Raw genomic sequence first — 26,585 nt, 5'->3', positions numbered from 1 at the left:
GTGTACTTTCCTTGCCGTGGGTGGGCCCGTTCGGCTCATAGCCTATCAGCTAATGACGCAGCGGGAGCATTCACTGACGGGTTGGCATTCCTCTACCGCGGGCCGGCAGTATCGGCGACGCTCGCCAGGGGCGCGGCACGGCCTGATCCCATGAGGAGGGACGGCGCTTGCGTTGGCGGTGTGAAGATGACTTTACGAGAGGTATCGACTAGGTTAGTTCCGACAGCTGCCGCCAGCAGCCACGTTCTCCATGGAAATTGGCACATAATAATACCAACACAGGAGGCATCGACAGCCGCATGAGAAAATGGCTACTGTTCGCGGTCTGCCTGCTGTTCCCTGCCCCGGCGTCTGCCAGCCTGGACGGCCTCACCTTCATTACCGAAGAGTATCCGCCCTATAACTACAAGGGCGGGGAGCGGCTGGAAGGCATCTCCATCGAGATCCTCGAGCGCATCTTCGAGGAGACCGAAACCCCACTAACCCGGGACGACGTCCTCTTCTACCCCTGGGCCCGCGGCTACGACACCGCCCTGGCCGAGCCCGGCACGGTCCTCTTCTCCACCACCCGCACCGAGCAGCGCGAGGCGCTGTTCCAGTGGGTCGGGCCCATCGCCACCGACCGAGTCACCCTGATCGCCCGGCGCGACAGCGGCATCCAGCTCGACAGTCTCGACGACCTGGTGCATGGCGGCTATCGAGTCGCCGTGATCCGTGAGGACATCGGCGCCCAGCGCCTGGAAGAAGCCGGGGTACCCGCCGACCAGCTGCGCCTGGCGATGTCCAATGTCAGCGCCCTGAAGATGCTCGACCGCGGACGGGTCGACCTGTGGGCCTACGGTGAGGATGTGGCATTCTGGCTGATGCAGGAGCACGACCTGCCCATCGCCGACTTCATGTCGGTACTGACGATCAGCGAGTCGGACCTCTACTATGCCCTGCACCGGGATACCGAGCCGGCCCTGGTCGAGCGCATGCAGGCCGCGGTGGACGCTCTCCGGCAGCGGGGTGAACTCGGCGACATCTTTAGCACCGAGGTGACCTTCAACACCGAGGAGTATCCGCCCTACAACTACCTGGCGGATGATGGCGACATCGACGGCGAGTCGACCCAGCTGCTGCGGGCCGCCCTGGAAGAGGCGGGGCTTTCCGCCAGGTTTCGGCTGCTTCCCTGGGCGCGCGCCTATACCGAGGCCCAGCTGAAGGACAACCACTGTGTCTATTCGACGACACGCACCAGCGATCGTGAGCCTCATTTCACCTGGATCGGTCCGTTGGCGACCAACGACTGGGCGGCCTTCACCCAGGTGGGCTCGGGGATAGAAGCCAGCTCGCTGGAGGACCTCCAGGAGCTGCGCGTCGGTAGCTTTCGCGAGGATGCCGTGGGCCAGTTCGTGGCAAGCCAGGGGACGTCGATCATTCTGGCAACCAGCGAGCGCGAGAATATCGGCCGCCTGCAATCGGGGCTCATCGATGTCTGGGTCACGGGTGAGCAGGCAGCCGACTATCTTGCCGCCGAGGCGGAAATCGACCTGAAGCGCCTTTTCGGCTTCCAGCAAGCCCAGCTCTATCTCGCCTGCCACCCCACGGTGCCCGAGGCCTATGTGGCCCGCCTGCAGGCTGCCATCGACAGGCTTCGCCCCCCCGAACCGCCTGAGGTCGTGGGGCTCGAATCAAGCGATGACGCGGAAGCGGAGCGATGACAGCGGCTCCCCCAAGGCGCCAGCGACGCCCACGCCGCAGCAGCCTGACCGCCAAGCAGGCTGTCTTGACGCTCTCCATCGCGCTGCTGCTGAGCATCATTGCCGGAGCCATCGAACTCGCCCTGGACGCCCGCAAGATGCGACATGAAGTGCAGAATCAGACCCAGCACCGGCTGGACCTGGTTCACGGCACCGCCGCGGAAGCCGCCTTCCAGCTCAACCCCGAACTGGCGACGCAGGTGGTGGAGGGCCTGTTCAGCGGCGGCAGGGTAGCCGACGTGGTCATTCGGGACGACTTCGGCCGCAGCATGGCCTCGCGTGCAAGAGGCGTCGCGCCCGATAGCAGCTGGCTGGCCCATGCGCTTTTCGGCGACATCCTGCATTACCAGGAAGTCCTGATATACGACCTGGGGACCGCCTCGCCGACCGAACCGGTAGGCGATATCGAAATGACGCTGGCACTCGACAGCCTGGCCAGGGACTTCATGGATCGAAGCCTGCTGATCTTCTCGCTGGGTGTCTTCAAGGCATTGGCCATCGCCGCTCTGCTGGTGGTGGTCTTCCACGCATTCATTACCCGGCCACTGCTGCAGGTCCATGCGGCCATCATCGAGACCGACCCCAGCCGGCCCGGCCGGTGGCGCAAGCCCAACCTGGCGCACCATGGCGATGACGAACTGGGTCATCTGGTCGAGAGCCTGGACGAGCTCCTCCATGCCTTCCAGCAAGGCCTCGACCAGCGCGATCAGCTGCACCAGATCTCCACCATCGATGGCCTTACCGGCATCGCCAATCGGCGCCATTTCGATACCTTCCTGGAGGCCTCGTGGCAGCGGGCTCGGCGCTCCGGCAAGCCCCTCGCCGTAATCTTCATCGACATCGACCGCTTCAAGGACTTCAACGACCACTACGGCCATGTCGCCGGCGACGATACCCTGCGCGCGATCGCCGATGCCCTGGCCGGCGTGGTCACCCGCTCCACCGACCTGGTGGCCCGCTACGGGGGGGAGGAATTCGTCTGCGTACTGCCCGATACCGATCTCGCGGGTGCCCGCCTGGTCGCCCAAAACATCCGTGATGCGATTCGAGCGCTGGCGATCCCCCATGCCTACTCGGACCACGCCGACCAGGTCACCGCGAGCCTGGGGGTGGCCAGCACCGTACCCGCGGCCAGCGGGATCACCTGCGAACAGCTGCTGGAGCAGGCGGACAGCCAGCTCTACCGGGCCAAGCACCAGGGCCGCGACCGGGTGGCGTGGGAGACATGAGCGATTTGGCCACGCTTGTGGGAAGCCGGCTTCTATCTCATGCTCAAGCGAGAAGTGTCTTGCGATAGCGGGATAGGACGGGGGATGAGACCATGAGCAAACGCGACGAATTCGTCGAGCAGATGAAGGCCCGGCTGGACGAGTGGAACGCCGAGATCGATGAGCTGGCCGCCAGGGCCCGTCAGGCCAGCGACGAGGCACAGGTCAAGTACGAGGAGGATATCGAGCGGCTGAAGCAGCGTCGCGACGAAACACGTCGCCGGCTCGATGAACTGCAGCACGCCAGCGAGGCGGCCTGGGACTCGCTACGCCAGGGCATGGAGGAGTCCTGGGAACTGATGCGCAAGGCGTTCCGGGATGCCTGGCGCAATGAGGTTCCACCGGGCAGTCCGCCCGATACCACGCCCCCCGATACCACGCCCGAGGACGACCACGACGAGCGCCCCGACAGGCGATAGTCTCGCCTGCCGGGTGCCGACTAGCTGTCGTCGCGCCGCTCCGATGGTGACGTCTTCTCTTCGAGAGACTCTGGCTGGGCTTCGCTGCCACGCTGGAGTCGGTCGATCGCCTCCCCTCCCTGGCGCGACAGCTTCGCCAACCGGGTGATCTGCTCGTCCAGGCGAGGCAGGGCCTCCTGGCGGTAGCGGGAAAGATCGTCGATGGCCCCCATGACGTCACCGAACGCCTGCTCCAGGGCCTCCATGTCCAGCTGGGCCGAGGCCGCCCGTGTCTGGATCTCCACCCCCTGGTGGCGCAGCGCCCTGGCGGTACCGGCGATCATGTCCGAGGTGGTGGTATTGAGCGATTCGACGCGGTCGAGTACCAGCCGCTGGTTGGCCAGCGCCATGGCCACCGCCACCGCCACGGTCAGCGCCGAGACGGTGACATGGATCGCCCGGTCCACCCCGCGGATCAACTCACGGTTGTTGCGGATGATGACTTCCAGCGCCAGCACCCCCTGCTGGCTGACCGCCATCTGCTGCTGCAGGTCGACGATGCGCTGGCGCAGCGGGAAGAGCAGCTCCTCCTCGATGAAGGGGCGCTGCGGATGGTCGGCGACGAGTCCGGACAGCGCCTGCTGCAGGCGCCGGTCGATCAGGCGCCCGAGTCCGATCTGACGCTGCAGCCGACCCATCAGCTCGCGCAGGGCCTCCTGGTCGTCATTCAGCGTCAGGTTGTCGCGATGCAGCATGTCGCGCCCCGCCTCCAGGTCGGCGATGATCGCATCCAGCGCCTGCTGCGCATTCTCGAACTTGCGGAAGTAGCGCTGTACCCGGCTGCCCGCGCCGGGAATTCGCGCCAGCAGCCGGTCGAGCCGGTTGGGCGAGAGCCGGTGCTGCTGCGGATCCAGCTCCTCCATCCTGCCGCGCAGGTCGACCAGGGCACGGGCCACCGGCCCGCCGTCATCGCCCTGGTGCGCCAGCTTCTTCAACGGCGTCTGCAGCATCTCGCTCTTGTGCGCCGCCTGCTGCTGCAGTTCCAGGCCCATTTCGTCCACCGCACGGCGCTGACGCGCAAGCGCACTGCCGTCGTCACCGCTGGCCAGCACCTCCTCCACGAAGGCGTCGGCCATCTGGTTCAGCTCGGGGTCATCCTCCCCGAAGGCGTCCTCCTCCCCGGCCTCGGGCAGGGATTCCACCAGCTCGCTGGCGATCTCCTCCACCGGCGGCAAGGAGAGGCGGGACCCACGTTCGGACGGCTCTTTCATGCTACCTTCCCCTTATCTCAAGTGCCTGGTCTCAAGTGCCTGGTTGCTAGGCTATAAGCTAGCATCCTGCCGAAATCAGCGCTGGCTTCCGCGCCCATAGCGCTCGGCCCTGCCGATGAAGCGCCGCAGCTCCTCCAGGGCCTGGTCGGTGGCTACCGACGCCTGGGGACGCCCCGTCTCGATCCGCGCCAGGGCCACGGCGGCATCGTCGAGCAGCGTCAGCGCCGACTCGTTTCGCGCCACCAGGCGGCGCAGCCGCAGCTCGGTGTCATCGATCAGTTCCAGGCGACGCTTCAGCGCAATCCGCTCCTCCACCGACAGCTTGGCGCCGTCCTGCTCCAGGCGGCGACGCACGAAGTCCCCGTCGAGCCCCATCACCCCCCGCGCCTGAGCGGCCATGGAGGTGAAGTTGTCCACCGCACCCAGGCAGACCTCGGTGACCAGCCCGCGGGAGCGTTCGAAGGCCAGCTCGCTCCTGTCGAAGCGGGCCACCAGCACATCCATCACGCTCAAGTAGCGGCTGTAGAAACGGTCCACCTGGATGGCGAGATCGGGGCGCCGGGTATCGAGCAGGCCTTGCTTGGCGCGGCACAGGGCCATGACCAATGCATCGGCGTCAACCGGCGGATGGGCCGGGTCGAGTACCGCCACGCCGGCCTCGCGGGCTTCACGCTCCTGCTCTGCACGCCGCCGCGCCGCCTCGGCTTCGAGACGCGCCTCCAGCCGGCGGCGATGTCGCCTGGCCCGCCAGCGGCGCCAGGCACGTTCGAGGGGAAACGCCACGGGGACGGCGACCAGCCCGGCCAGCCAGCCGCCCAGGCTCGGCCCGAAACCGCCCCACAGCGACGTCAGCCACAGCAGCATGCTGATGAACGGGATCAACAGGCAGTAGCGGAAGACCACCTGCAGGCGGCTGGGAGCGTCGGTGGGCACCGCCAGGCGTGGATTGGCCATGCCGACCAGAAGCCACGGCAGGCAGGTGACGAAGAGCCCATAGGCAAAGCCCTGGAGAAATCCCAGCATAGGTCTCCTTACTCAGCGACCTTGGAGGATGCAACCAGTGTACGGGGGCTTGAGGCCGCGTGCGACCGTAAGCCGGAGGCCGGCCTCAACGGCACAGCCGGTATCCCCGCATGCCGAAATGGAAGTGATCGGCATGGGCCGGGTTGTAGTCGGGGCCAAGCACGTTGCCGAACAGGTCACAGGCGCCGTCGCGAATCTCGCGCAGGAAGTCGCCTCGCTCGCCCTCCTCGTCCCAGTGCTCCTGAAGGGCGATCCGCTGGCCGTCCGCCAGCCGGAATGCGGCCACATCCAGCGCCTCGGCCGTTGCATGCTCGCTCATCCGGCCATCCTCCCGGCCATAGACCCGCCGACAGGAATAGCTGCCGTAGTGTTCGACGTGGGCCACCCGGCTGCCGAAATGGGTCTCGGCGGCCGGCTGCAGCCGCTGCCGCTCGAACATCACCCAGGCCAGCGCCAAGGGACAGGCGGCGACGAAGCTGGCATTGAAATCGACATCACCGCCATGCACACGCACCACGTTCTCCAATGGGCAGCCCTCTACCGGCTCGTGATCCTCCAGCGGCGTCATCCGCAGCGCACCATCGGGTGCGGTGGCCAGTGTCGCCAGGCAGTCTTCGCGGCGGTCGCCCAGGCGATGCAGTTTCCATTTCGTCACCGGGGTCAGGGGGTCATCCACCGAAAGCGGCTTCCAAGGATGCCACTGACTGGGAATCCGCGCCTCGAACTGCCACCAGGCAATGGCCGCGACCATGCCCAGCAAGGCAAGGGTCAACAGAAAGCGCATACCACCTCACATCACAGCAACAGGTTTAGCACCAGGGCCACACCGCCGACGATCAGGGCAGTGATCACGGCGACGTCCACTGCGCGATCGAGCCAGCCATCAAAGCCTCTTCGGCGCTGGCGTGGGGGATTTCGTCGACGGGTAGCGCCACGGCGGGAGTTGCCGCGGTTCGATCCGATGAGAGACATGGCTGAAGTCCGGTTTCGCCCTATTTGCTGAGCTTAAGGCCTGCGCTGCCGCCTGACTACTGTATTGCAACAAACAGCGGAAAGGGTGGGCGCCATTCGACGGCTCCTCAAGGCTGCAGCCACCGTTTTCTCACAACAGGGATTGCATATTTCCGGCCTAGCCCCGATGTTGGTGACAATACACAGCAGGCTAATCAATTAGCGGATGAACCCGATCATGCCCCGACTCGCCGATACCCCACTCTCCGTGCTTGATCTGGCACCGATCCGCCAGGGCGGCACCATCGCCGACAGCTTTCGTGAAAGCGTCAGCCTGGCACAGCTGACCGAACGGCTCGGCTTCACCCGCTACTGGCTGGCCGAGCACCATAGCCTCGACGGCATCGCCAGTGCCGCCACCGCCGTGCTGATCGGCCATATCGCCGGTGCCACCTCGCATATCCGTGTCGGCAGTGGCGGCATCATGCTGCCCAACCACCCGCCGCTGGTGGTGGCCGAGCAGTTCGGCACCCTGGCGACGCTTTATCCCGGCCGCATCGACCTGGGCCTGGGCCGCGCCCCGGGCTCCGACGCCGCCACCATGCAGGCCATGCGTCGCGACCCCCACGCCGGTGTGGAGGACTTCCCCCAGCGGCTGGCCGAACTGCAGGGGTTTCTTGGCGAGACCCAGCCCGGACAGCGGGTGCGAGCCGTCCCGGGCCAGGGCACCCACGTGCCACTCTGGCTGCTCGGTTCCAGCGGCTACAGCGCCCAGCTGGCGGCCCGGGAAGGGCTGCCGTTCGCCTTCGCCGCCCAGTTCGCCCCGGGGTACCTGCATGAGGCGCTGCGCCTGTATCGGGACAATTTCCGCCCCTCCGACACACTCGACAAGCCCCACGCCATGGTCGGCCTGCCGGTGATCGCCGCCGACAGCGACGAGCGGGCGGAGTACCTGGCCACCACCGCACAGCAGAAGTTCCTCAACCTGGTTCGCGGCGGGCGCACCCGTTCGCTGCCACCGGTGGAAGCCCTCGACTGGTCTCCCATGGAGCGGGCCCAGGTCCAGCAGTTCCTGGGCGCCGCGATCATCGGTGGGCCAGCGACGGTGAAGGCGGGGCTCGAGCGGTTCCTCGAGCAGACCGGCGCCGACGAGCTGATGCTCAATACCGACGTCTTCGAAGCCGAGGATCGGTTGAGAAGCTACGAGATCGTCGCCGAGGCGTGGCGAGGATGAGCCAAGGCCCGAAGGGCGCGCAGCTCGACCTGGCCGGCATTCTCGTCGGCATTCGGCGCATGGCACCGCTGTCGCTGTTCGTTGTCGTCTTCGGCCTGGCCTTCGGCGTGGCCGCCCTCTCCCGCGGCCTTTCCGGCCTCGAGGCGATGCTGATGAGCGCCCTGGTCTTCGCCGGCGCCTCGCAGTTCGCCGCCCTGGAGCTGTGGGGGCCGGAGATTCCGCTGCTGCCGCTGATCGCCACCACCTTCGCCATCAATGCTCGCCACCTGCTGATGGGAGCCGCCATCCAGCCCTGGCTCGCCCACCTGCCAACGGCCCAGCGCTACGCCAGCGTGGTCATCATGAGCGACTCCAACTGGGCCATGGCCGCCGCCGATTACCAGAAGGGCGAGACCAATGTCGGCATGCTGGTGGGCGGGGGCATCGCGCTGTGGGTGACCTGGCTGTTCGGCACCCTGCTCGGCGTGCTGTTCGGCAGCGGCATCGAGGAGCCGCAGCGCTTCGGCCTGGACGTGATCATGGGCTGCTTTTTGCTCGCCATGCTGGTGGGCGGCCGCCGCGACCTGTCGATGCTGCTGCCCTGGGCCGCCGCCGCCCTGGCGGCACTGGCGGCCATGGCATGGCTACCCGACCACGCCCATGTCATCGTCGGGGCACTGGCAGGCGGGCTCGTGGGCCTCCTGCTGCCGGCGCGCAAGAGGGAGCAACCATGACCCTTCCCGCCACACTGGCCGGAGCCATCGCCGCCATCGTCATCATGGCCCTCGTCACCTACCTGACCCGCGCCGGCGGGGTCTTCATCATGTCGCGGGTACCGATCGGCCCCAGGGTGGAGCGCTTCATCAATGCCATGGCCGGTTCCGTGCTGGTGGCGGTGATTACCCCCATGGCCGTGCACGGCGACTGGGGCGCCCGGCTGGCACTGGTCGCCACCCTGGCGGTCATGCTGCTCCTGCAGAAACCCCTGCCCGCGATCACTGCCGGCATCGTCACCGCCGCCCTATGGCGGATGCTGTAGCGCATCTGCGTGAGAAGTGCCCTGGCAGAAGCGACCGTGGTAGCGTGTCGCACCCCAGGAACGTTTACCCAGTCATGGCCTCCAAGAGAGAGCCATTCACCTCGTCACCCCTTTATGGTGACGCCATGCTCGCGCTGGAGATGTCCATGACCGATCCCAACGACCCGCGCCGCAACGCCGCCTGGCACGCCGCACAGCAGTGGCGTGCCCGCGCTCGCCAGACGCCGCGCGGGCCTCTCGGCGGGCTGAAGCTGATCCTGACCTGGCTGCTGTTCGGCATGCTGCTGATCGTCGGCACGGTGCTCGGCCTGTTCTTCCTGCTGATCGGCTGGGCCATGCTGCCCATCATGCGCTATCGCATGAAGAAGCGCCTCGAGCAGATGCGCGCCGAGCAGGCTAGCGATGTCGGCTCCGGCTTTCACTACCGGGAGACGCACTATCGCACCCGGACTGGCGGTGAACCCCACCGCGAACAGCAGGTGCTGGAAGGCGACTACGAGGTCAAGCCGGGAGACCGAGACGAGAAGTGATAGCTGAAGGCGCTTCACCGTCGAATGGCGGCAGGCTCGGCCCGCCCGGGCCCCTCCCCCTGCCGCACCGGCCGGCGATGCAGCACGAGATAGGCGATACAGCCGAACACCACCCCCCAGAACGCCGCTCCCAGACCCAGCAGGCTCATGCCCGAGGCCGTCGCCAGGAAGGTGATGATCGAGGCCTCCAGGTGATCCTTCTGTGCCGCGACCGCGGCGACATTGCTGCTGATCGCCCCGATCAACGCCAGCCCCGCCAGTAGCGCCACGAAGGTGACCGGCAGTGACGTGAAGAGCAGCACGATACTGCCCGAGAAGAGCGCGCCGAGCAGGTAGAAGAGCCCACTGGCGACCCCGGCCACATAGCGCTTGCCGGGGTCGGGGTGCGCCTCCTTGCCGGTGCACAGGGCGGCGGTGATGGCCGCCACCACCGTGGTGATGCCGCCGAACAGCGCCATCGGCATCGATACCAGGCTCGCCACCGTCAGGATCGGCCTCGCCTCGGTGCCGTAACCCGCCCCGCGCAGTATCGCCATGCCCGGCAGGAACTGCCCGGTCAGGCTGACCAGCGCCAGCGGAATGGCCAGGCTGAGCGTGGCACCCAGCGTCCATTCGGGACGGATCAACTGCGGTTCGGCCAGCTGCCATGACACGCCCTGGAGGCTGGCCCCTTCGAACAGCACTGCCAGGACGATGCCGGCCATCAGCAGAAACACCAGAAAATAGCGGGGGAACAGCCGCTTGAAGAGCAGGTAGGCGGCCAGCATGCCGAGCGCCAGCGCCGGTGAGCTCTCCAGCGAAGTGAACACCCCAACACCGAACTGGAACAGGATACCGGCCATCATCGCCGCGGCGATGCCCGGGGGTATCAGACGGATGATGCGGTCGAACGAGCCGCTGACACCGATCGCCAGGATAATCGCCGCCGCGGTGAGATAGGCCCCCACCGCCTCGTTGAGCGACAGCCCCGGAAACAGCGAGACCAGCAGCGCCGTCCCCGGCGCCGACCAGGCCGTGATCACCGGCACCTTCAGCCACAGGCTGAGGCCGATCCCCGACACGGCGGCACCGATCGAGATCGCCCAGACCCAGGAACTCATCATCGACGTCGATATCTCGGCGCCCTGTGCGGCCTGGAAGAAGATCGCCAGTGGCCCGGCGTAGGAGATCAGTACCGCCACGAAACCGGCGGCGATGGCGGAAAGCGAGATGTCCTTGAGCGCTGACATGACACACCTTTAAGGAAAAAAAGCCCGTCCTGCGCGAGTCAGGCGGGCCAAGGAGGAAACGGGTAGCGTGGAGGGCGCCGGCGTTACGCCACCGCCTGCTTGCCCTTGGCGAACTCGAAGTCCTTGGTCTCGAAGACGAGCGAGATCATCACGCCGAGCACCAGGGCCCAGAAGGAGGAACCGATCTCCAATATCTGGATGCCCGATGCGGCGATCAGGAAGGCGAACAGCGCGCCCATCTCGTGCTTCCTGCCCGAGAAGGCGATGGCCAGCGACGAGGTGATGACGCGAATCAGCGCCAGGCCGGCGATGATGGCGATGAAGTAGCCCGGCGTGGCCTCGATCAGGCTGACCACATAGCCGTAGAAGGGGGCGCAGACCACGAAGATCGCCCCGGCGATCACCGCCGCCACCCACCGCTTGTCACGCTCGCCCGCCTCCGGCGAGGAGCAGATCCCCGTCATCGGCGCGGCGATGCAGGTGCTGTGCAGATTGAAGAAGGAGGAGATCATGGTGCCGAGGCCGCCCACGGCGGTGATGGCATTGGCCGGCACTTCCTTGTAGCCCATGCCCTTCACCAGGCCGACCCCGGCCGGCGTCTCCATGCCCACCAGGATGATCGCCAGCGGCAAGCCATAGGCCAGGAAGGCCGCGAGGGTGAACTCGGGCACGATGAATTCGGGGAAGCGCACCGTGGCCTGGATGCCGGAGAAGTCGACGCCGGTGAACATCAGGTAGCCAATACCGACCGCCATGGAGACGAACAGCGGCGGTACCTTGCGGATCAGCCTGGCCGAGAGGAAGAAGCTGAGGATCATGATCGCCGCCGGCAGCATGGCGTTCTCCAGCGGCCGCACCATGTTGAGGCCGAAGCTCAGCAGCACGCCCCCGATCATGCCCATGACGATGGGCATGGGGATCAGCCGCATCACCGTCGACATCACGCCGGAAAGGCCGGCCACCAGGGCAATGAACCCGGCGATCAGCGTCGCGCCGAGCGCCGCTTCCAGGCCCACCACGGGGATCACCGCGGCAAACAGCAGGGCCCCGGGAATCGAGTTGGCCATGGGCAGCGGCAGCCGGTAGTAGGCCGGCATGAACAGCCCGAACAGGCCGTTGATCATCAGGTAGCTGATCACCCAGATCATGATGAACGCGGAGTCGAGCCCCGCGGCGGTGCCGGCACTGATGTGGATGACGCCGGCGCTGAGGCCGAAGATGCCGGCCACCAGGCCGGCACTGGCGTTGTCGGCATTGAGGTCACGCAGGAAGTCGCCGGGCGCGCGCCGGAGGCTGACGCCCTTTTCGATATGTTTCATGGTGGCTCCAGGGGTTGTTGTCGTTGGTATTGTATTGAGTCATTCGCCAAATACGGTCAGTCCTAGCCCTGGTCTCCTCCCGCCACCGGGACCACGGTACCGGTGATATAGGCGGCATCGTCGGAAGCCAGGAACAGGATCGGTGCCGCCATCTCGTCCAGGGTGCCGTAGCGGTGCATCAGGCAGCTGGCCTTGGTCTGGTCGATATGGGCCTGGAACCAGGCCTGCTCCTGCTCGTTGCGGGGCTCGGGGGTGCCGCGAGAGATACGCCGTGGCGGCGCCTCGGTGCCGCCGGGTGCGGTGGCCACCACGCGGATGCCGTGATCGGCGTATTCGAAGGCCAGGGAGGCGGTCATGGCGTTGACCCCGCCCTTGGCCGCCGAGTAGGGGATCCGATGGATACCGCGGGTCGCCGCCGACGACACGTTGACGATGACGCCGCCACCCTGCGCCACCATGGCCGGCAGCGCGGCGCGGCAGCACCACAGGGTGGGCATCAGCGAGCGGGTGATCTCGGCGGCGATCTCGGCATCGGTGAACTCGGTGAACGGCTTGAAGTTGATGGCACCGCCCACGTTGTTGACCAGGATATCGATCCGACCGAAGTGTTGGACGGTCCGGTTCATCACGTCGCTGGCACCTTCCCAGGTCTCCAGGTCGGCCTGCAGCGCGATGGCATCGACACCCTGCTCGACAAGCCCGGCCACCACCTCATGAATGAGGTCGGAACGATCCACCAGGGCCAGGCGGGCGCCCTCCATGGCCGCCCGCTCGGCGACCCGCTGGCCGATGCCCTGGGCCGCCCCGGTGATCACCATCACCCGGTCGGTGAAGCGCTGGCCCGGTGCGCTCAGTACAGGAGCGTCGCTCATGCCACCTCCTCGGCCGAGGGCGCCTGGTTGGGGGTGAACTTCTCGTAGTGGAAGCTCTGCGGCACGATGCCCTTGGCGTCGAAGTGCTTGAGCACGGCATCCACCATGGGCGGCGGCCCGCACAGGTAGACATCCACGTCACCGTCGTTGAGTACCTCGGCGTCCATGTGATGTGTCACGTAGCCCTTGTGTGGGTGCTCGCTCGCCTCGTCCACCACCACGGTGGTGTAGCGGAAGTTCGGCAGCGCCTCGGCGAAGGCATCCAGGGCACCGACCTTGACCAGGTGGTCGTCCTTGTTGACCCCGTAGATCAGGTGGATCGGCGTATCGGTCGCCTTGCCGTCGGCGCGCATCTGAACCAGCTGCTCGAGCATGGAGAGAAACGGCGCCAGGCCAGTGCCGCCGGCCAGCATCAGCACCGGGCGCGTCACCTCGCGCAGGTAGAAGCTGCCCAGCGGGCCGGTCAGCTTCAGGCGATCGCCCGGCCTGGCCTGCCCATCCAGGTAGCCGCTCATCAGGCCACCCGGGATGTTGCGTATCAGGAAGGTGGCGCGTCGGCTCCCCGGCAGCGAGCTGAAGGAGTAGGAGCGATGCTGACCGCTGCCGGGCACCTCGATATGGAGGTACTGACCGGGCAGAAAGGCCAGCTCGGCACCCTCATCCAGGTCGATGGCCAGCTCGATGCTGTCCTCGGAGAGCGCTTCGACCATGGCCACGGTGCCGTGGAGCTCCCCTACCTGGGTCTTGCACAGGGTGGAAGCCACCGGCACCTGGATGACGCAGTCCGAGGAGGGCACCATCTGGCAGGTGAGCACCTGGCCCTCGGCCGCCTCCTCCTCGGAGAGCGCATCGTCCAGGTAGTCGTCACCCATGTCGAAGGCACCCTGCTCGCAGTGGCCCTTGCAGGTGCCGCAGACGCCGTCGGAGCAGTCCATCGGCAGGTTGACCTTCTGCCGGTAGGCGGCGTCGAGTACCGTCTCGCCGGCCTTGCAGCCGATGAAGCGGGTCACGCCATCCTCGAAGTTCAGGGCAATGGTATAGCTCATGGTCGAATCTCCTCCCGCACCGGATCAGACGTGGTAGACGTCGATGACCTGGTGGATATAGTCGTTGTTGAGTTGCACGACTTTCTTCTCGATCAGCGGCGTCTCGCCGGATACGTCCAGGGTGTAGAAGGACGTGCCGAAGTAGCCGTCGGTCTGCTTGTAGCGGTGGCTCAGGGTGTGCCAGTTGAAGCGCAGCTCGACCCGGTCGCCCGCCTGCTCCAGCACCTCGAGGTTGGTGATCTGGTGCGTGGTGCGCGGCTCCGGTGTGCTGGCGCCGGAGCGCTCGGTCTTGATGCGGTAGACCCGGTCCTCCAGCCCCTCGCGGCTGGGGTAGTAGATCAGCGAGACCTCGCGCTGGGGATCGCGGGTCAGCTGGTCGTCGTCGTCCCAGGCCGGCATCCAGAACACCGCGCCCTTGCTGTAGCACTCCAGCCATTCGTCCCACTGGCGGTCGTCGAGCAGGCGGGCTTCGCGGTAGACGAAGACCTGGAGCTCCTGATAGGAAATGCTCATGCGGAAGTCTCCTCGGCAGTGGCGGTGGCGATGAACTGGCTGCGCTCGCGGTCGATGGCGCGCAGCATCTCCTCGACCCAGTGCTGGTGGTGCAGTACGTAGAGGCCTTCGTCCTCGGGAGAGGCCCCGCTGAGCAGCGGCTTCATGTCGATCGCGCGGGCGTTGTCGTCGGCGCCTTCTATCCACTGCCGGGCACCGCGGGAAAGATCGTTCCACTCGGCATCGAGCCCGGCATAGCCGGCCTGGCAGGCGCGGAACTCCTCCAGGTCGTCCGGCGTACCCATGCCGCTGACGTTGAAGAAGTCCTCGTACTGGCGGATGCGCAGCGCACGGTTCTCGGCGGACTCGCCCTTGGGGGCGAAGCAGTAGATGGTGACCTCGCTCTTGTCCACGGCGAGCGGGCGGATCACCCGGATCTGGGTGGAGAACTGGTCCATCAGGTAGACGTTGGGGTAGAGGCAGAGGTTACGGGTCTGGTTGACGATGGAGTCGGCCCGCGCCTCGCCCAGCTCCTTCTCGAGCCACGTCTTCTGGGTGTAGACCGGGCGCACCTCGGGGTTGAGCAGGCGGGTCCACAGCATCATGTGGCCGTTGTCATAGGAGTAGAATCCGCCCTGGCTCTTCGACCAGCCGTCGGCGTCCACCGCCTTGGTGCCACCGGCGTCGTAGTTGCGACGGCCCATGGTCGAGGCGTAGTTCCAGTGCACGGTGCTGACGTGGTAGCCGTCGGCGCCGTTCTCGGCACCCAGCTTCCAGTTGCCCTGGAAGGTGTAGGAGGAGGTACCGCGCAGGACCTCGAGGCCTTCCGGGGCCTGGTCGACGATGTTGTCGATGACCTTCATCGTCTCGCCGAGATACTCCTGGAGCGGCACGACGTCGGCGCTCAGGCTGCCGAACAGGAAGCCGCGATAGCTCTCGAAGCGCGGCAGGCGCTTGAGGTCGTGGGAGCCCTCCTGCTTGAAGCCCTCCGGATAGGCACCGGTCTTCTCGTTCTTGGCCTTGAGCAGCTTGCCGTCGTTCTTGAAGGTCCAGCCGTGGAACGGGCAGGTGAAGGTGCCCTTGTTGCCCTGCTTGCGTCGGCACAGGGTGGCGCCGCGGTGGGCGCAGGCGTTGATCAGGCCGTGCAGCTCGCCGTTCTTGTCGCGGGTGACCACCACCGGCTGGCGCCCCATGGTCACGGTGAAGTAGTCGCCCGGCTCGGCCACCTGGCTCTCGTGGGCCAGGAACAGCCAGTTGCCTTCGAAGATGTGCTTCATCTCCAGCTCGAAGAAGGCCGGGTCGGTGAACATGCTACGGTGGCAGCGGAAGATGCCATTCTCGGCGTCGTCGACGACGGCACCGCGAACACGCTCCTCGAGTTGATCAAGCTTGGTGGTCATGATCCAGGTCCTCGATGTCTTGTCGTAAGTTGTCGTATCTATCGTCTGAGCTTTTCCGGCGGCAGGTCTGCTTTCTCATTCGGCCTGCCCCCGGCGCTCCTCGCTGGAAGTAACAGCGATAGCCCTGGCGCCGATCAGACCTTGGCGGTGGCGGCCAGCTGGCTGTGCTGGTCCTGCGCGTCTTCCTTGGCCCGCGGGCGCTTGTGGCGCACCTGCAGCTCCGGGGCATCGGTCCTGGCCAGCTCGACGTCGAACACCACCTCGGTGAAGGGGCCGTCCAGCTCGCGCTTGGCGATCTCGGCCGAATCCTCGATCTGCCTGCCTTCCACGACCAGCTCCTCGCGGGTGGCAAAGGCAAAGTCGTCGAAGGTGTAGGGGTCGCCGGCCAGGTTGATCTGGGTGGTCAGGTGCTGGTGTCCCGGCGCGGAGATGAAGTAGTGAATGTGTGCCGGGCGCTCGCCGTGGCGGCCCAGGGACTTGAGGACCTGATCGGTCGGCGCGCCTTCCGGCACGCCGTAGCCGGAGGGGATGATGCTGCGCGCGGTGTAGCGGCCCTCGCCGTCGGTGATGATGGTGCTGCGCAGGTTGTACTCGCTCTGGGTCGGATCGAAGAAGGAGTAGCCGCCCTTGGAGTTGGCGTGCCAGATCTCGACCTTGGCGCCGGCGACCGGGTTGCCGTCGACGTCACGCACCTGGCCGGTCAGCCACATGGTCTGGCCGTCCTGGTCCTTGCCGTCGTCCATGCGCGTGAAGCCTTCGGCCACCGGGGCGCCGGCCACGTAGAGCGGGCCCTCGATGGTGCGCGGGGTACCGCCGGTGCGCTTGGCCTCGGCGTCGATGGCGTCCTGGCGCATGTCCAGGAAGTGATCGAAGCCCAGGCCCGGCGAGAGCAGGCCGAACTGGGTCTGGCCGCCCAAGGCATTGAGCATGCTGACGGCGGACCAGTACTCCTCCTCGGTCACGTCGAAGTCGTCGATCAGCTTGTACAGGTCGGAGAGCAGGCGATGCATGATCTGCTTGGCGCGCTCGTTGCCGCCCGCCTGGTCGAAGCCGGCGACGGTCTTCAGGAAATCCTGGACTTCCGGGGTATCGAAAATCTTCACGGTCATGGGTGCTATCCTCACGGTATCGTTGTCATTCACCCGCACGGGTGTGGTCTGGCGCATGGCTCTTCCGAGCCGCTAGCTGTCGTCCTCGCGGACGGACGAAGGATGGCGGCACAGCGGCTTGACGCTGATCGCCATGTAGGGAAAGAGCGGCAGGCCGGAGACGAGCTCCTGCAACTCCGCGTTATCGCGCACGTCGAAGATGCTGACGTTGGCGTAGCTGCCGGCGACCCGCCACAGGTGGCGCCACTTGCCCTGGCGCTGCAGCCCCTGGGCGTACTCCTTCTCCCGCGCCTTGATTTCGGCGGCCTGCTCGGCCGGCATCTCCGGCGGCAGCTTCACGGTCATTTCCACCTGAAAAAGCATCGTTACGTCCTCCCTTCACTTGCGCACGTAGTGCGCCAATTTGTCTTCGTCCAGGGCGATACCGAGCCCTGCCCCGCGGGGCAGGTCGACGCCGAAGTCGTGGTAACGCAAGGGCTCGGTGACGATGTCGTCCTTGAGCAGCAGCGGCCCGAACATCTCGGTGCCCCAGGCCATCTCGGGCAGCGTTGCCCAGGCGTGCAGCGAGGCGGCGGTGCCGATGGTGCCCTCCAGCAGGGTGCCGCCGTAGAGGCCGATGCCGCCGGCCTGAGCCACGTGGGCCAGCTCCAGCACACCCAGCAGGCCACCGGACTTGGCGATCTTCAGGGCGAAGGCGCCGCTGAAGCCGCCCGCGGCCAGGTCGAAGCCGTCACGGGCATCCTGTACCGCCTCGTCGGCCAGCATCGGCACGTTGAAGCGGTTCGCCAGCCGGATCAGGCCGGCATGCTCGCGAGCGGGGATGGCCTGCTCGATCAACTCGATGCCGGCGTCCTGCAGGGCCTGGATGCCGCGCACCGCGGTGGACTCGTCCCAGGCCTGGTTGACGTCGACCCTGACGCTTGCCCGGTCGCCCAGGGCTTCCTTGATGGCGGCCACATGGCGCACGTCGGCATCGACGGCGTTGGCGCCGATCTTGAGCTTGAAGTCGCAATGGCGGCGGTCGTCGAGGCGCTGGAAGGCTTCGTCGATGTCCTTGGTCGTATCGCCGCTGGCCAGGGTCCAGAGCACCGACAGGTGGTCGTGACGTGCGCCGCCGAGCAGCTCGGCCACCGGCAGCCCCAGCCGCTTGCCCTGGGCGTCGAGCAGCGCGGTCTCGAGCGCCGACTTGGCGATGCTGTTGCCCCGGGCATGGCGGTTCATGCGTGCCCGCAGGGCATTGACGTTGCCGGAGGGCTGGCCGATCAGCAGTGGCGCCAGGTAGCTGTCGATATTGCGCTTGATGCTCTCGGGGCTCTCGGGGCCATAGGCCAGGCCACCGATGGTGGTGCCCTCGCCCAGCCCTTCGATCCCGTCGCTGTGACGCATGCGCACGATGACCATCGTCTGGCAGGCCATGGTGGTCATGGAGAGCTTGTGGGGACGGATGGTCGGCAGGTCGACCAGCAGCGTCTCGATGGCTTCGATCAGGGATGACATGAAGACTCTGAACTCCGGGAAACGGGTGATGGTGAGCAGTTTGATTGCCACACGACGCCAGAACCAATATCGTTTGAGTCACAAGCCATACCCTGGAGGTATCATGGAGCTGCGACACCTGCGCTACTTCTGCGCCGTGGCAGAGGAGCTGAACCTCACCCGGGCGGCGGCGCGCCTGCATATGGCACAGCCGCCTTTATCAAGACAAATCAAGCAATTGGAGCAGGAGATAGGAGCGGCACTTTTCGAGCGGGGGGCACGGGGATTGCGCCTGACCACGGCGGGACAGTTCTTCTATGAGCATACCCTGCAGATACTGGACAAGGTCGACGCCACGGTCGTCACCACCCGCCGCATGGCACGCAGCGAGCGCGTCATGTTCGGCATCGGCTTCGTGCCGTCGGTGTTCTATGGGCAGTTGCCACTGCTGGTGCGGGGCTTACGACAAAAGGATAATGTCGAGCTGATACTGGCGGAATTGACCACGGTGCAGCAGATCCAGGCGCTGAAGGCCGGCCGCATCGACCTGGGGTTCGGCCGGCTGCGCATCGACGACCCCGACGTGGTACAGGAGGTGCTGTTCGACGAACCCCTGATGGCCGCCCTGCCCGTGGGCCACCCGCTGGAAGGCACCACGCCGACCCTGGAGCAGCTCGCCGAATACCCGCTGGTGCTGTTTCCCGCCAAGCCGCGCCCCAGTCTCGCCGACATCACCCTCGGCCTGTTTCGCCGCCACGGCCTCAAGGTGACCATCGCCCAGGAGGCCAACGAGCTGCAGACGGCCCTCGGCCTGGTGGCTTCGGAGCTGGGCATCACCCTGGTGCCGGAGCAGGTCCGCCGGGTACAGCGGGACGGCATCGTCTACGTCTACCTCGCCGACAAGACGCTTACCTCACCGGTAATCTGCAGCCGCCGCAAGGGCGAGCTCCCCTCGCCGGCCATGCAGGACGCCAACGCCATCCTCGAGGTGCTGGTGGAGAATCGCCGTACGGGGCGTTATCCGTAGTGGGCCGCTGCTGGAAGGTCGGGTGAAGAAGATGCGCGAACGCCCGCGAGCCGAAAACGGCATCACGGCGACAACTGTCCCACCACCCGATCGCGCCCCCTTGCCTTGGCGGCATACAGGCGCCTGTCCGCATCCGCGAACATCTCGTTGAACCCCCGGGTCCGAGGATCCCCATCGGCGACCCCCGCACTGATCGTCACCATCACACTCTGGCTGCCCACCGCCACCGGCTCAGCACCGACGACCCGACGGAGCCCCTCGGCAAGGCGCAAGGCATCGCTGCCCCCGCAGTCGTGGAGCAGGACGCAGAACTCCTCTCCGCCCAAGCGGGCTACCAGGTCCTGAGACCGGACGGCCGAGAGAATGCGTCGGGTGACGGCAATAATGACCTGGTCCCCCACGGTATGCCCGTGGGTGTCATTGACCGACTTGAAATTGTCGATATCGATGAGAACCAGGGAATACTGCCCGCCCAGGAGGCACAAGGCTTGGCGATCCCGCTCGAAGCGCTGCAAGAAATGGCGGCGGTTCGAGATGCCGGTCAGGCTGTCCTGGTTGGCCAGGGCTTCGATTCTATCGTGGGCGGCTTCCCGGGACCGTTCCTGATAATAGGCCGCGGCCCCGAAGGCCATCATCGCGCCGAGGATGTTGGTCAGGGCGGCTCCCGATGCCAGTGCCGGCCAATCGTCTCGGTATGTGACGGTCATCGAGAGGATGACCGCGAAGAAGACCAAGTAGACGGGCAGGCCCTTGCGCGTGCCGAGCAGGAAGAAATTGATGATCGCGAAGAAAACCGTCCATACCGCCGCCGAGACATCGGCCTTGACGTACCAATAGAAGAATGCCGAGAGGCCACCACAGGACAACACCGTCACCCAGGCCGATCGCTCGATATTACGGTTGACCCGCATGTCGGCCAGCGCCAGCACAACGATGACGAAGAAGGCTAATTCGACGGCCGCCAGCAGGATGGCCTCGAAGTGGAAGAAGTTGATCACGGCATAGACCAGGGACGTCAGCGCAACGATGATCAAGAAGCAGTTGGCCAACCCAGACCGCCGCGGGTCCGCTCCCGAGCCGGTATCGGTATCGCTCTCGACCCGCCACCTCAGCCACTGCGGTGTCTTCATGGTTCCCCGCGCTCCCGGCTGTCGCGCACCTCTTGGGAAGTAGGCCTCACTAAAGCAAGATCTCATCCGGCGCTGGCGATCATGTTTGCAAAAGATGCCCAAGGTATATCGGCCGGGCTGCGGAGGTCTTTAGTATTTTTTCAATGCCCATCGGATGGGGTGGGCTTTACTGCGCCGCCGCAAGGGCGAACTCCCCACGCCGGTCATGCAGGAGGCCAATGCCATTCTTGAGGTGCTGGTGGAGAATCGCCGTAGCGGGCCCTATCCGAAGAAAAGACGACTCCCGGAAGAAGCCGTCACCCCCCTTTTACCGGGCGCATTATCCCCACCGGGCAGTGCATCTTGTGCAATATCTCGCGGCTGACACTGCCTGCGGCTACTTGTGATAAACCACTGCGCCCATGGGTAGTCATGACAACCATGACGTTGTTGCAAGCGGTCAGGTAACGGTGGATAGCCTCTGCCGGGCTGTCCCCATGCAGCACTTCCCAGTCCACCTCGAATCCGTCCGCCTCGCGAATCCGGCGCGCCAGGCTTTGCACATACCCCGACTCCATGATGTCGCCATGACCAGTACCGCCCGGCAATGCCGATGCCGCATCGGTCACGACGTCAACCACGTGCAACAGTTGCAGCCTGGCATCGAGGCGCCTGGCCAGATTGACAGCAGGCTCGAGCACCGACTCGGCTGGGCGCGATCCATCGACGCAGACCATCAGGGTATCGATGCGCCCATGCCTGCCAGGATCGAACCGGGGGCCGCCAAGCACCACCAGTGCACCAGCACGGCGCACGGTTTCTGCCGCAACGCTGCCGAGCAATAACTCGGAAGACGGGCGTCGGCCGTGGGAGGTCATGCACAGCAACCCTTCGCCAGGCTCGGAAGCCAGTTCGGCCAGCACGTCGGCGGCATCACCTGTCACTATCTCGAGTGACTCCCGATACGCCCCCAGCTCCTCCCGGTCTAGTGCGTCAAGCAGCGCGGCCCGGCGTTTATCCACCTGGTCGGATGACGCCACGACGGAAACCAGCGCCATTGTGCCGCCCCACTGACGATGAAGCAGCTCGCCCAAGGCGATACCCTGCAAGGAGCGTCTCGACTCGTCCACTGCCACATGAAGTATCTGCATACCGCCCCTCCCATCACGGTTGTTCTTGCCTCCAGTACAGCAGATCAGCAAGGAGTTGCGAGCAGCTGGCTATGCGCTTATCGCTAGTGGCTGGCTTTCCTGGCAAAGAAAGCGTCGATGGCACCCTGGGCTTCCGCGGAGCGACACCGTTCCAGCAGCTGCCTTTCTTCCCGGTCGAAGGCAAGGCCGACTGCTTCGGCTTCGCTCTCCCGCAGCAGCGCCTTGGTGGCCAGCAGCGCATCGAAAGGCTTGGCGACCAGCCGCGTGGCACAGTCGATCGCCTGCTCCAGCGCTTTGCCATCGGGAGTGGTATCGGTCAGCAGGCCCAGGTCACAGGCGCGGGACGCGGAAAAGGATTTACCGAGCAAGAGCATTTCGCTGGTCGACTTGTTGCCGGCCAGCTTGGGCAGCAGATGTGTCGTGGCGCCTAGGGGCGTCAGGGCAAAGTTGATGAAGGGCAGGTAGAACGTCGTGGAATTGCCCGCATAGGCGAAATCGCAGTGTAGAAGAATCGACGAGCCAATCCCCAGGGCGAGACCCTCTGCGGCGGCGATAGCGGGCTTGGGAAAGGCATGCAGGCGGCGCAGGAAGGTGATGGCCGGCACCTCGGTTGCCTCCGCCAGGGCCTTGTAGTTGGCCAGGTCGTTGCCGGCGGTAAAGCAGTTCTCGCTGCCCGTGATGATCAGGACCTTGACCCCATCGTCCGCCTCGGCCGAGGCCAGCGCATCCATCAACTGGGTGTAACTCGCCTCGTCCAGGATGTTGCGTCGTTCAGGGCAACTGATCCTCAGCAGGGTGATGCCGTCCTCTCTGCGGGAGGTCGTGATTCGAGTCGCCATGAGCTATCTCCGTTGCGGGCAAGGGGCCTCTTCTTCAGCATAAGCACTTTTTCATGAGCATGCTAATCTTTGGCCTGCCCATCGCCTTCCTTGCTCACCCGGCGCCCACCGCGAAGGCATTCGCAACGTTTCTCGGATTCTGAGGGCAGCCAGCGGGCACCATCAAGCAGTCACAAGGCCCAACATCTCACGCGCCTGCTGCCAGGTGGCCACCGGGCGTTCGTACTTTCCACATAGTGCCACCGCGCGCTCAACCAGGGCCGCATTCGACGGAGCCAGGGTATCGCGGTCGAGACGCACGTTGTCCTCGAGTCCGGTGCGAGTGTGGCCGCCCGCGGCGATGGACCATTCGTTCAGCAGGTACTGGTTCGAGCCGATGCCGGCGCCACACCACTGGGCATCTGGGGCAAGCCGCTTCAGGGTCTCCACGTAGAAGTCGAAGGTCGACTTGTCCACCGGCATGGCGTTCTTGACCCCCATCACGAACTGCACGTAGAGCGGCGCCCTGAGCTTGCCCTGCTGCGACAGATTCACCGCCTGGTGGATGTGCGACAGGTCGAACGCCTCGATCTCGGGCTTGATGTCGTACTTCAGCATCTCGTCGGCAAGCCATTCCACCAGCTGCGGCGGGTTCTCGTAGACCCGGTTGGGGAAGTTGTTGGAGCCCACCGAGAGGCTCGCCATGTCGGGCTTGAGCGGCAGCATCCCACCGCGCTCCTCCCCCGCCCCGGAGCGCCCGCCGGTGGAGAGCTGGATGATCATGCCGGGGCAGTGCTTCTTCAGCCCCTCCATCAGCCTGGCGAATTTCTCCGGATCGGAGCTGGGCGTCTGGTCGTCGTTGCGCACATGGCAGTGGGCAATGGTCGCCCCGGCCTCGAAGGCCGCCTGGGTACTCTCGACCTGCTCCTCGATGGTGATGGGAACAGCGGGGTTGTTTTCCTTGCGCGGCAGGCTGCCGGTGATGGCAACGCAGATGATGCAGGGGTTGGACATGGTGGCCTCTCTTCGTACCGAACCGTAGCGGCGTAATTGACTGGCGGGGCAGATCGCGAACCCTGCCTCTTACGAGGGCTAGAGCACTCGTTCGAAGCACCTTGAGTTCGCTTTGCGAACATTGATTTGCATAACGAACAAAATACTCCCCGAAAATCTCGGCGTCAATCACCACAGCTCAGGTGGTCGGGCACCAATGCGAGCAAATCTCGAAATAGGCTGATGGATAACATGGCCGGTATAGGAACGATGCGGCCTGAAAATGAGCGAGGCACGGTAGAAATGCCGTGCCTCGTATAAGTACGAATGGAGAGTGCGCCCTCCTGATCTGCCAGATCACTACCGCCTCGCTGATGCGTCTAGCTTTCCATCGCCGCGAACGCCTCGGCGATGGTCGGCGGCGCTGTAGAGCGGGAATACATCGACGCCAGGTGCTCTCTCAACCTCGGTGCGCCGTCGAGCATGTTCTCTTCATTCGCCCAGTCCAGGGTATAGGCGGCGTTGAGCAACCAGATGACGCGCAGGACACGGGTCGGGGGCGTTCCGTATAGTTTCAGCATTTTCGGCTCCATCGATTGGCAGACATCCGCTGTTTCTCATGACTCCTGATCCAGTCGAGCGGGTGCAGGTGGAATCGACACCACCAGGTGGGAGGCCTCGCCCCCGGAGCCCGAGATTCTGTCGAATGCCCCTCCCAAAACGAGAAGAGCCAGCGCAAAAAATGCGCTGGCTCTTCTCGTCGTGTCATGTTGCCGGCCCGCCCCGGGCCAAGCACGGCCTTAGCCGTTAGAGATAAAAATTGTTGCGCAAGCAGGGCTTGTGCTGATGGTAGGCGCGCTCGGTCATCCGCTCTAGCAGACGATAGGCGGCCCGGCCGATACGCTTGATCAGGGAAGCACGGGGTTTGGTGGCGGTCGCACTGTCGGAAAGCGTCTGGGCGGTCATGGCTTGGGTTCTCGGTCATTTCATGAGGATGCTAACAGAATAGCCGATCGCTAGACTTTAGTCTAATTTATTCGACTTTGGTCGCACACACCCCATCCCGCCGCGCCTCCGCACGTTTTACCTCAAAGGCCAATCTCCACCTGCTCGCCCATGGGGACCGCACAGCAGGTCAGCACATGGCCATCGGCCGGGCTGACCAGCGGCTTGCGCGTGTAATGCACGCTTCCCGAGAGCAGCCGCGTGGCGCAAGTGCCGCATTTGCCCGAGCGGCAGTTGTAGGAAGGTTTCAGCCCGGCCGCCTCGGCGGTTTCCAGCAGTGTGCCGCTCTGCGCGTTCCATTCGGCCTGGGTCTCCGAGTGGGCGAAGGTAACCGTTGCGCGCGCTGGCAACTTCACGGCCGGACCTATCTCTTTCGGCTCATCGAGTTCGCCCGCGCCGAAAAATTCGTAGTGGATATGTGAGCGGTCGATGCCCATGTCACGCAGGCCCGTATAAAGCGCTCGCATGAAACTCTCGGGGCCGCACAAATAGAACTGGTAACCGCTGAAGGGGAGAAGCTCAGCAAGCACCTCCATGCTCAGCCGCGCCTCGGTATCGTGGGTGTGGCCCAACCTGTCCCCCGCCCCCGGCGCCGAATACGCCGTGAAGAGATGCAGCCAGTCGTACTGGCGGGCGATAGCCTCGAGCTCGCCGCGAAACGCCCGGCTGGCACCGTTCCGGGTGGCATGAATGAAGTACACCTCTCGCCGAGGCGCTCCGCCATGCAGCGCGCTCACAAGCCCGTCGAGCATGGCGACCATCGGCGTGATGCCGACGCCGCCGGAGAGCATGACGATGGGCTGGGTGCCGTCGTCCAGCACAAAATCGCCCGCAGGCGAGGCGGCTTCGACCATATCCCCCTTCTCCAGCCGGTCGTGCAGCAGCCGGGAAGCCCGGCCGCGCGCTTCACGCTTGATGGAGAGCCGATAGTCGCGCCCGTTTGGCCCTTGCGAGATCGTGTAGCTGCGCAGAATCGGTCCGTCATCGTCCTGAAGCCGGATCGGCAGGAACTGCCCTGCGACATGCGGCTCGATCGGGCCGCCATCCGCGGGTGTCAGGTAAAAGGAGGTGATGGCGTCGCTTTCCCTGCGTTTCGAGACGATCTGGAAGCGGCGATAACCGTCGGGCTTGAGCGCGGCCAAGCGCACCTCATCCCAGGTGCCTGTGGCATCGAGTGCGGGCCACTGTTCGGCAAGTGTCGCGGTCACCGGCAAGGTAGCGGTCGCGTGCCACACCTCCTCCGGCACCACATCGACGATACGCTCGGCGCCCGTGAACGCGTCGGCGCGCCCTGCGCTCCAGTCGATGCTGGCACGGCCGGTCAGCACGACCGCCTCACCGGTTTCGAAAGCCGGCACGAACAGGGCTACCCGACCATCGCTTTCGATGTTGCCGAGCGTATTGAACATGCGATTGCCGGAAAAATCGGGAAAGGATAGCGACCCATCGTCGTTGATGCCGAGAAACCCCGGCCGCCCGCCGCGGTGTGACGCATCGACTCCAGCGCTTCCCCCTTCGAGCGGACTGGCGGCACGGGAGGCGATGAAGAAGGTGTCGGCAGATTCGACAATGTGACGAACCGCCGGGTCATCCAGGCTGCTGCATCGGCCCACGGCGGCTGAGGGCGCACCCCTGGCAGGGGCCAGGGAGCGAGTCTGAATGTATTGCGGGCAGTTCCCGAAGCTCTGATCGACTGCGATGGTAATAGCGCCTTCCGAGGCGCGTTGCACCCGGCCATTCATCCGATTGCGGCGGCGGTTGGTGAGATCGACCCCGACGACGCCGATGCTCGCGCCAGGCGTCAACACCAGCCCGAGCTCGTCTGAAAGCACCGGGGCACATTGCAACACCAGCGTATTCGGGGAGGGAGAAGTCGAGTAGCCAGGCGGCCCAAAGACGGGAACGCACCATGGCCGCCCCGCCGGGTCGAGCAGCCCCAGAAACAGCATCGGCAAGTTCTCGAAGAAATCGCGATGCTGCTGCGGCATCTCTGGGCGCACGAAGCCTGCCGCACTCTCTAGCCAGTCGCCGGAAACCTCGGCACGCGCCTGGACGGCACGCTCGCCGGCGTGAAAGACATTGTCCTGTGCCATGGCGGTGCCCC

28 protein-coding genes are annotated in these 26,585 nt (G+C 65.4%); 8 read left to right on the top strand and 20 right to left on the bottom strand.

Features of this window, described 5'->3' with window-relative positions; translation table 11 throughout:
* Window positions 1–299 precede the first annotated feature (299 nt).
* The 3 genes from LY622_RS14435 (at window position 300) to LY622_RS14425 (ending at window position 3,429) form a co-directional block, all read left to right on the top strand.
* On the top strand, window positions 300–1,703 hold the full coding sequence (locus LY622_RS14435) for a substrate-binding periplasmic protein (protein ID WP_234291538.1): 1,404 nt from the start codon (window positions 300–302) through the stop codon (window positions 1,701–1,703).
* Entirely contained in the window at window positions 1,700–2,971 is a 1,272-nt protein-coding gene (locus tag LY622_RS14430; RefSeq protein ID WP_234291537.1) for a GGDEF domain-containing protein, read from the top strand. Before LY622_RS14435 ends, LY622_RS14430 begins: the two co-directional genes overlap by 4 nt.
* Before the next feature lie 92 nt (window positions 2,972–3,063).
* Window positions 3,064–3,429, top strand: a complete 366-nt coding sequence (locus LY622_RS14425; RefSeq protein ID WP_234291536.1) for a sll1863 family stress response protein — start codon at window positions 3,064–3,066, stop codon at window positions 3,427–3,429.
* Window positions 3,430–3,449: 20 nt separating this feature from the next.
* Here the strand turns inward: LY622_RS14425 and LY622_RS14420 are convergent, their stop codons facing one another.
* From LY622_RS14420 to LY622_RS14405, 4 genes are all read right to left on the bottom strand, one after another.
* A complete protein-coding gene (locus tag LY622_RS14420; RefSeq protein ID WP_234291535.1) occupies window positions 3,450–4,679 on the bottom strand; it encodes a toxic anion resistance protein in 1,230 nt (409 codons plus the stop codon).
* Window positions 4,680–4,754: 75 nt separating this feature from the next.
* Window positions 4,755–5,702 carry a cobyrinic acid a,c-diamide synthase gene (locus LY622_RS14415; RefSeq protein WP_234291534.1) on the bottom strand — a complete coding sequence of 316 codons (948 nt, stop codon included), beginning with the start codon at window positions 5,700–5,702 and terminating at the stop codon, window positions 4,755–4,757.
* Between the two features lie 85 nt (window positions 5,703–5,787).
* Window positions 5,788–6,486 (bottom strand): extensin-like domain-containing protein, encoded by a 699-nt coding sequence (locus LY622_RS14410; protein WP_234291533.1) that lies wholly within the window; start codon window positions 6,484–6,486, stop codon window positions 5,788–5,790.
* 11 nt (window positions 6,487–6,497) lie between these two features.
* Entirely contained in the window at window positions 6,498–6,674 is a 177-nt protein-coding gene (locus LY622_RS14405; protein WP_234291532.1) for a hypothetical protein, read from the bottom strand.
* 217 nt (window positions 6,675–6,891) lie between these two features.
* Here LY622_RS14405 and LY622_RS14400 point away from each other — a divergent pair, with 217 nt between their 5' ends.
* The 4 genes from LY622_RS14400 (at window position 6,892) to LY622_RS14385 (ending at window position 9,435) form a co-directional block, all read left to right on the top strand.
* Window positions 6,892–7,887, top strand: a complete 996-nt coding sequence (locus LY622_RS14400) for an LLM class flavin-dependent oxidoreductase (protein WP_234291531.1) — start codon at window positions 6,892–6,894, stop codon at window positions 7,885–7,887.
* Window positions 7,884–8,600 (top strand): AzlC family ABC transporter permease, encoded by a 717-nt coding sequence (locus tag LY622_RS14395; RefSeq protein ID WP_234291530.1) that lies wholly within the window; start codon window positions 7,884–7,886, stop codon window positions 8,598–8,600. The genes LY622_RS14400 and LY622_RS14395 overlap by 4 nt, the downstream gene beginning before the upstream one ends.
* On the top strand, window positions 8,597–8,905 hold the full coding sequence (locus tag LY622_RS14390; RefSeq protein ID WP_234280718.1) for an AzlD family protein: 309 nt from the start codon (window positions 8,597–8,599) through the stop codon (window positions 8,903–8,905). The genes LY622_RS14395 and LY622_RS14390 overlap by 4 nt, the downstream gene beginning before the upstream one ends.
* Before the next feature lie 146 nt (window positions 8,906–9,051).
* Window positions 9,052–9,435 carry a hypothetical protein gene (locus tag LY622_RS14385; protein ID WP_234291529.1) on the top strand — a complete coding sequence of 128 codons (384 nt, stop codon included), beginning with the start codon at window positions 9,052–9,054 and terminating at the stop codon, window positions 9,433–9,435.
* A gap of 14 nt (window positions 9,436–9,449) precedes the next feature.
* On the opposite strand, the gene LY622_RS14380 is transcribed toward LY622_RS14385, so the two are convergent.
* From LY622_RS14380 to LY622_RS14340, 9 genes are all read right to left on the bottom strand, one after another.
* Window positions 9,450–10,664: a benzoate/H(+) symporter BenE family transporter gene (locus tag LY622_RS14380; RefSeq protein ID WP_234291528.1), complete on the bottom strand. Its 1,215-nt coding sequence runs from the start codon at window positions 10,662–10,664 to the stop codon at window positions 9,450–9,452.
* A gap of 83 nt (window positions 10,665–10,747) precedes the next feature.
* The gene (locus LY622_RS14375) at window positions 10,748–11,983 is read right to left on the bottom strand and encodes a benzoate/H(+) symporter BenE family transporter (RefSeq protein ID WP_234280720.1); all 1,236 of its coding nucleotides are present in this window, start codon (window positions 11,981–11,983) and stop codon (window positions 10,748–10,750) included.
* Window positions 11,984–12,045: 62 nt separating this feature from the next.
* Window positions 12,046–12,855, bottom strand: coding sequence for a benzoate diol dehydrogenase BenD (gene benD / locus LY622_RS14370; protein ID WP_234291527.1), 810 nt, complete (start codon window positions 12,853–12,855; stop codon window positions 12,046–12,048).
* Window positions 12,852–13,901 (bottom strand): benzoate 1,2-dioxygenase electron transfer component BenC, encoded by a 1,050-nt coding sequence (benC, locus tag LY622_RS14365; protein ID WP_234291526.1) that lies wholly within the window; start codon window positions 13,899–13,901, stop codon window positions 12,852–12,854. Before benC ends, benD begins: the two co-directional genes overlap by 4 nt.
* Before the next feature lie 24 nt (window positions 13,902–13,925).
* Window positions 13,926–14,414: a benzoate 1,2-dioxygenase small subunit gene (gene benB, locus LY622_RS14360; protein ID WP_234291525.1), complete on the bottom strand. Its 489-nt coding sequence runs from the start codon at window positions 14,412–14,414 to the stop codon at window positions 13,926–13,928.
* Window positions 14,411–15,793, bottom strand: coding sequence for a Rieske 2Fe-2S domain-containing protein (locus LY622_RS14355; protein WP_234291524.1), 1,383 nt, complete (start codon window positions 15,791–15,793; stop codon window positions 14,411–14,413). Before LY622_RS14355 ends, benB begins: the two co-directional genes overlap by 4 nt.
* 134 nt (window positions 15,794–15,927) lie before the next feature.
* Window positions 15,928–16,902 (bottom strand): catechol 1,2-dioxygenase, encoded by a 975-nt coding sequence (gene catA, locus LY622_RS14350; RefSeq protein ID WP_234291523.1) that lies wholly within the window; start codon window positions 16,900–16,902, stop codon window positions 15,928–15,930.
* A gap of 72 nt (window positions 16,903–16,974) precedes the next feature.
* Complete coding sequence (gene catC, locus LY622_RS14345) at window positions 16,975–17,265, bottom strand: muconolactone Delta-isomerase (protein ID WP_234291522.1); 291 nt, start codon at window positions 17,263–17,265, stop codon at window positions 16,975–16,977.
* Between the two features lie 15 nt (window positions 17,266–17,280).
* Window positions 17,281–18,399, bottom strand: coding sequence for a muconate/chloromuconate family cycloisomerase (locus tag LY622_RS14340; protein WP_234291521.1), 1,119 nt, complete (start codon window positions 18,397–18,399; stop codon window positions 17,281–17,283).
* A 103-nt stretch (window positions 18,400–18,502) separates the two neighbouring features.
* On the opposite strand from LY622_RS14340, the gene LY622_RS14335 reads away from it, so the two are divergent.
* Window positions 18,503–19,405: a LysR family transcriptional regulator gene (locus LY622_RS14335; protein ID WP_234291520.1), complete on the top strand. Its 903-nt coding sequence runs from the start codon at window positions 18,503–18,505 to the stop codon at window positions 19,403–19,405.
* A 62-nt stretch (window positions 19,406–19,467) separates the two neighbouring features.
* Here the strand turns inward: LY622_RS14335 and LY622_RS14330 are convergent, their stop codons facing one another.
* The 7 genes from LY622_RS14330 to LY622_RS14300 form a co-directional block, all read right to left on the bottom strand.
* Window positions 19,468–20,535: a GGDEF domain-containing protein gene (locus tag LY622_RS14330; protein ID WP_234291519.1), complete on the bottom strand. Its 1,068-nt coding sequence runs from the start codon at window positions 20,533–20,535 to the stop codon at window positions 19,468–19,470.
* Window positions 20,536–20,831: 296 nt separating this feature from the next.
* On the bottom strand, window positions 20,832–21,665 hold the full coding sequence (locus LY622_RS14325; protein WP_234291518.1) for a universal stress protein: 834 nt from the start codon (window positions 21,663–21,665) through the stop codon (window positions 20,832–20,834).
* Between the two features lie 83 nt (window positions 21,666–21,748).
* Window positions 21,749–22,504: an enoyl-CoA hydratase-related protein gene (locus tag LY622_RS14320; RefSeq protein ID WP_234291517.1), complete on the bottom strand. Its 756-nt coding sequence runs from the start codon at window positions 22,502–22,504 to the stop codon at window positions 21,749–21,751.
* A 162-nt stretch (window positions 22,505–22,666) separates the two neighbouring features.
* Window positions 22,667–23,497, bottom strand: a complete 831-nt coding sequence (locus LY622_RS14315) for a 3-oxoadipate:acetyl-CoA acetyltransferase (RefSeq protein ID WP_234291516.1) — start codon at window positions 23,495–23,497, stop codon at window positions 22,667–22,669.
* A 359-nt stretch (window positions 23,498–23,856) separates the two neighbouring features.
* A complete protein-coding gene (locus LY622_RS14310; protein WP_234291515.1) occupies window positions 23,857–24,057 on the bottom strand; it encodes a hypothetical protein in 201 nt (66 codons plus the stop codon).
* A gap of 226 nt (window positions 24,058–24,283) precedes the next feature.
* Window positions 24,284–24,442 (bottom strand): hypothetical protein, encoded by a 159-nt coding sequence (locus tag LY622_RS14305; protein ID WP_234291514.1) that lies wholly within the window; start codon window positions 24,440–24,442, stop codon window positions 24,284–24,286.
* A gap of 122 nt (window positions 24,443–24,564) precedes the next feature.
* Window positions 24,565–26,574: a 2Fe-2S iron-sulfur cluster-binding protein gene (locus LY622_RS14300; RefSeq protein WP_234291513.1), complete on the bottom strand. Its 2,010-nt coding sequence runs from the start codon at window positions 26,572–26,574 to the stop codon at window positions 24,565–24,567.
* Window positions 26,575–26,585: the final 11 nt, after the last annotated feature.

Source organism: Halomonas alkalisoli, from assembly GCF_021412585.1.
Lineage (GTDB): Bacteria > Pseudomonadota > Gammaproteobacteria > Pseudomonadales > Halomonadaceae > Halomonas > Halomonas alkalisoli.
This window is presented reverse-complemented; position numbering and strand designations above follow the sequence as displayed.

Coding starts and splice junctions, on each gene's coding strand:
- LY622_RS14435 (WP_234291538.1), top strand. CDS start 300: ATGAGAAAATGGCTACTGTTCGCGGTCTGCCTGCTGTTCCCTGCCCCG.
- LY622_RS14430 (WP_234291537.1), top strand. CDS start 1,700: ATGACAGCGGCTCCCCCAAGGCGCCAGCGACGCCCACGCCGCAGCAGC.
- LY622_RS14425 (WP_234291536.1), top strand. CDS start 3,064: ATGAGCAAACGCGACGAATTCGTCGAGCAGATGAAGGCCCGGCTGGAC.
- LY622_RS14420 (WP_234291535.1), bottom strand. CDS start 4,679: ATGAAAGAGCCGTCCGAACGTGGGTCCCGCCTCTCCTTGCCGCCGGTG.
- LY622_RS14415 (WP_234291534.1), bottom strand. CDS start 5,702: ATGCTGGGATTTCTCCAGGGCTTTGCCTATGGGCTCTTCGTCACCTGC.
- LY622_RS14410 (WP_234291533.1), bottom strand. CDS start 6,486: ATGCGCTTTCTGTTGACCCTTGCCTTGCTGGGCATGGTCGCGGCCATT.
- LY622_RS14405 (WP_234291532.1), bottom strand. CDS start 6,674: ATGTCTCTCATCGGATCGAACCGCGGCAACTCCCGCCGTGGCGCTACC.
- LY622_RS14400 (WP_234291531.1), top strand. CDS start 6,892: ATGCCCCGACTCGCCGATACCCCACTCTCCGTGCTTGATCTGGCACCG.
- LY622_RS14395 (WP_234291530.1), top strand. CDS start 7,884: ATGAGCCAAGGCCCGAAGGGCGCGCAGCTCGACCTGGCCGGCATTCTC.
- LY622_RS14390 (WP_234280718.1), top strand. CDS start 8,597: ATGACCCTTCCCGCCACACTGGCCGGAGCCATCGCCGCCATCGTCATC.
- LY622_RS14385 (WP_234291529.1), top strand. CDS start 9,052: ATGACCGATCCCAACGACCCGCGCCGCAACGCCGCCTGGCACGCCGCA.
- LY622_RS14380 (WP_234291528.1), bottom strand. CDS start 10,664: ATGTCAGCGCTCAAGGACATCTCGCTTTCCGCCATCGCCGCCGGTTTC.
- LY622_RS14375 (WP_234280720.1), bottom strand. CDS start 11,983: ATGAAACATATCGAAAAGGGCGTCAGCCTCCGGCGCGCGCCCGGCGAC.
- benD (WP_234291527.1), bottom strand. CDS start 12,855: ATGAGCGACGCTCCTGTACTGAGCGCACCGGGCCAGCGCTTCACCGAC.
- benC (WP_234291526.1), bottom strand. CDS start 13,901: ATGAGCTATACCATTGCCCTGAACTTCGAGGATGGCGTGACCCGCTTC.
- benB (WP_234291525.1), bottom strand. CDS start 14,414: ATGAGCATTTCCTATCAGGAGCTCCAGGTCTTCGTCTACCGCGAAGCC.
- LY622_RS14355 (WP_234291524.1), bottom strand. CDS start 15,793: ATGACCACCAAGCTTGATCAACTCGAGGAGCGTGTTCGCGGTGCCGTC.
- catA (WP_234291523.1), bottom strand. CDS start 16,902: ATGACCGTGAAGATTTTCGATACCCCGGAAGTCCAGGATTTCCTGAAG.
- catC (WP_234291522.1), bottom strand. CDS start 17,265: ATGCTTTTTCAGGTGGAAATGACCGTGAAGCTGCCGCCGGAGATGCCG.
- LY622_RS14340 (WP_234291521.1), bottom strand. CDS start 18,399: ATGTCATCCCTGATCGAAGCCATCGAGACGCTGCTGGTCGACCTGCCG.
- LY622_RS14335 (WP_234291520.1), top strand. CDS start 18,503: ATGGAGCTGCGACACCTGCGCTACTTCTGCGCCGTGGCAGAGGAGCTG.
- LY622_RS14330 (WP_234291519.1), bottom strand. CDS start 20,535: ATGAAGACACCGCAGTGGCTGAGGTGGCGGGTCGAGAGCGATACCGAT.
- LY622_RS14325 (WP_234291518.1), bottom strand. CDS start 21,665: ATGCAGATACTTCATGTGGCAGTGGACGAGTCGAGACGCTCCTTGCAG.
- LY622_RS14320 (WP_234291517.1), bottom strand. CDS start 22,504: ATGGCGACTCGAATCACGACCTCCCGCAGAGAGGACGGCATCACCCTG.
- LY622_RS14315 (WP_234291516.1), bottom strand. CDS start 23,497: ATGTCCAACCCCTGCATCATCTGCGTTGCCATCACCGGCAGCCTGCCG.
- LY622_RS14310 (WP_234291515.1), bottom strand. CDS start 24,057: ATGCTGAAACTATACGGAACGCCCCCGACCCGTGTCCTGCGCGTCATC.
- LY622_RS14305 (WP_234291514.1), bottom strand. CDS start 24,442: ATGACCGCCCAGACGCTTTCCGACAGTGCGACCGCCACCAAACCCCGT.
- LY622_RS14300 (WP_234291513.1), bottom strand. CDS start 26,574: ATGGCACAGGACAATGTCTTTCACGCCGGCGAGCGTGCCGTCCAGGCG.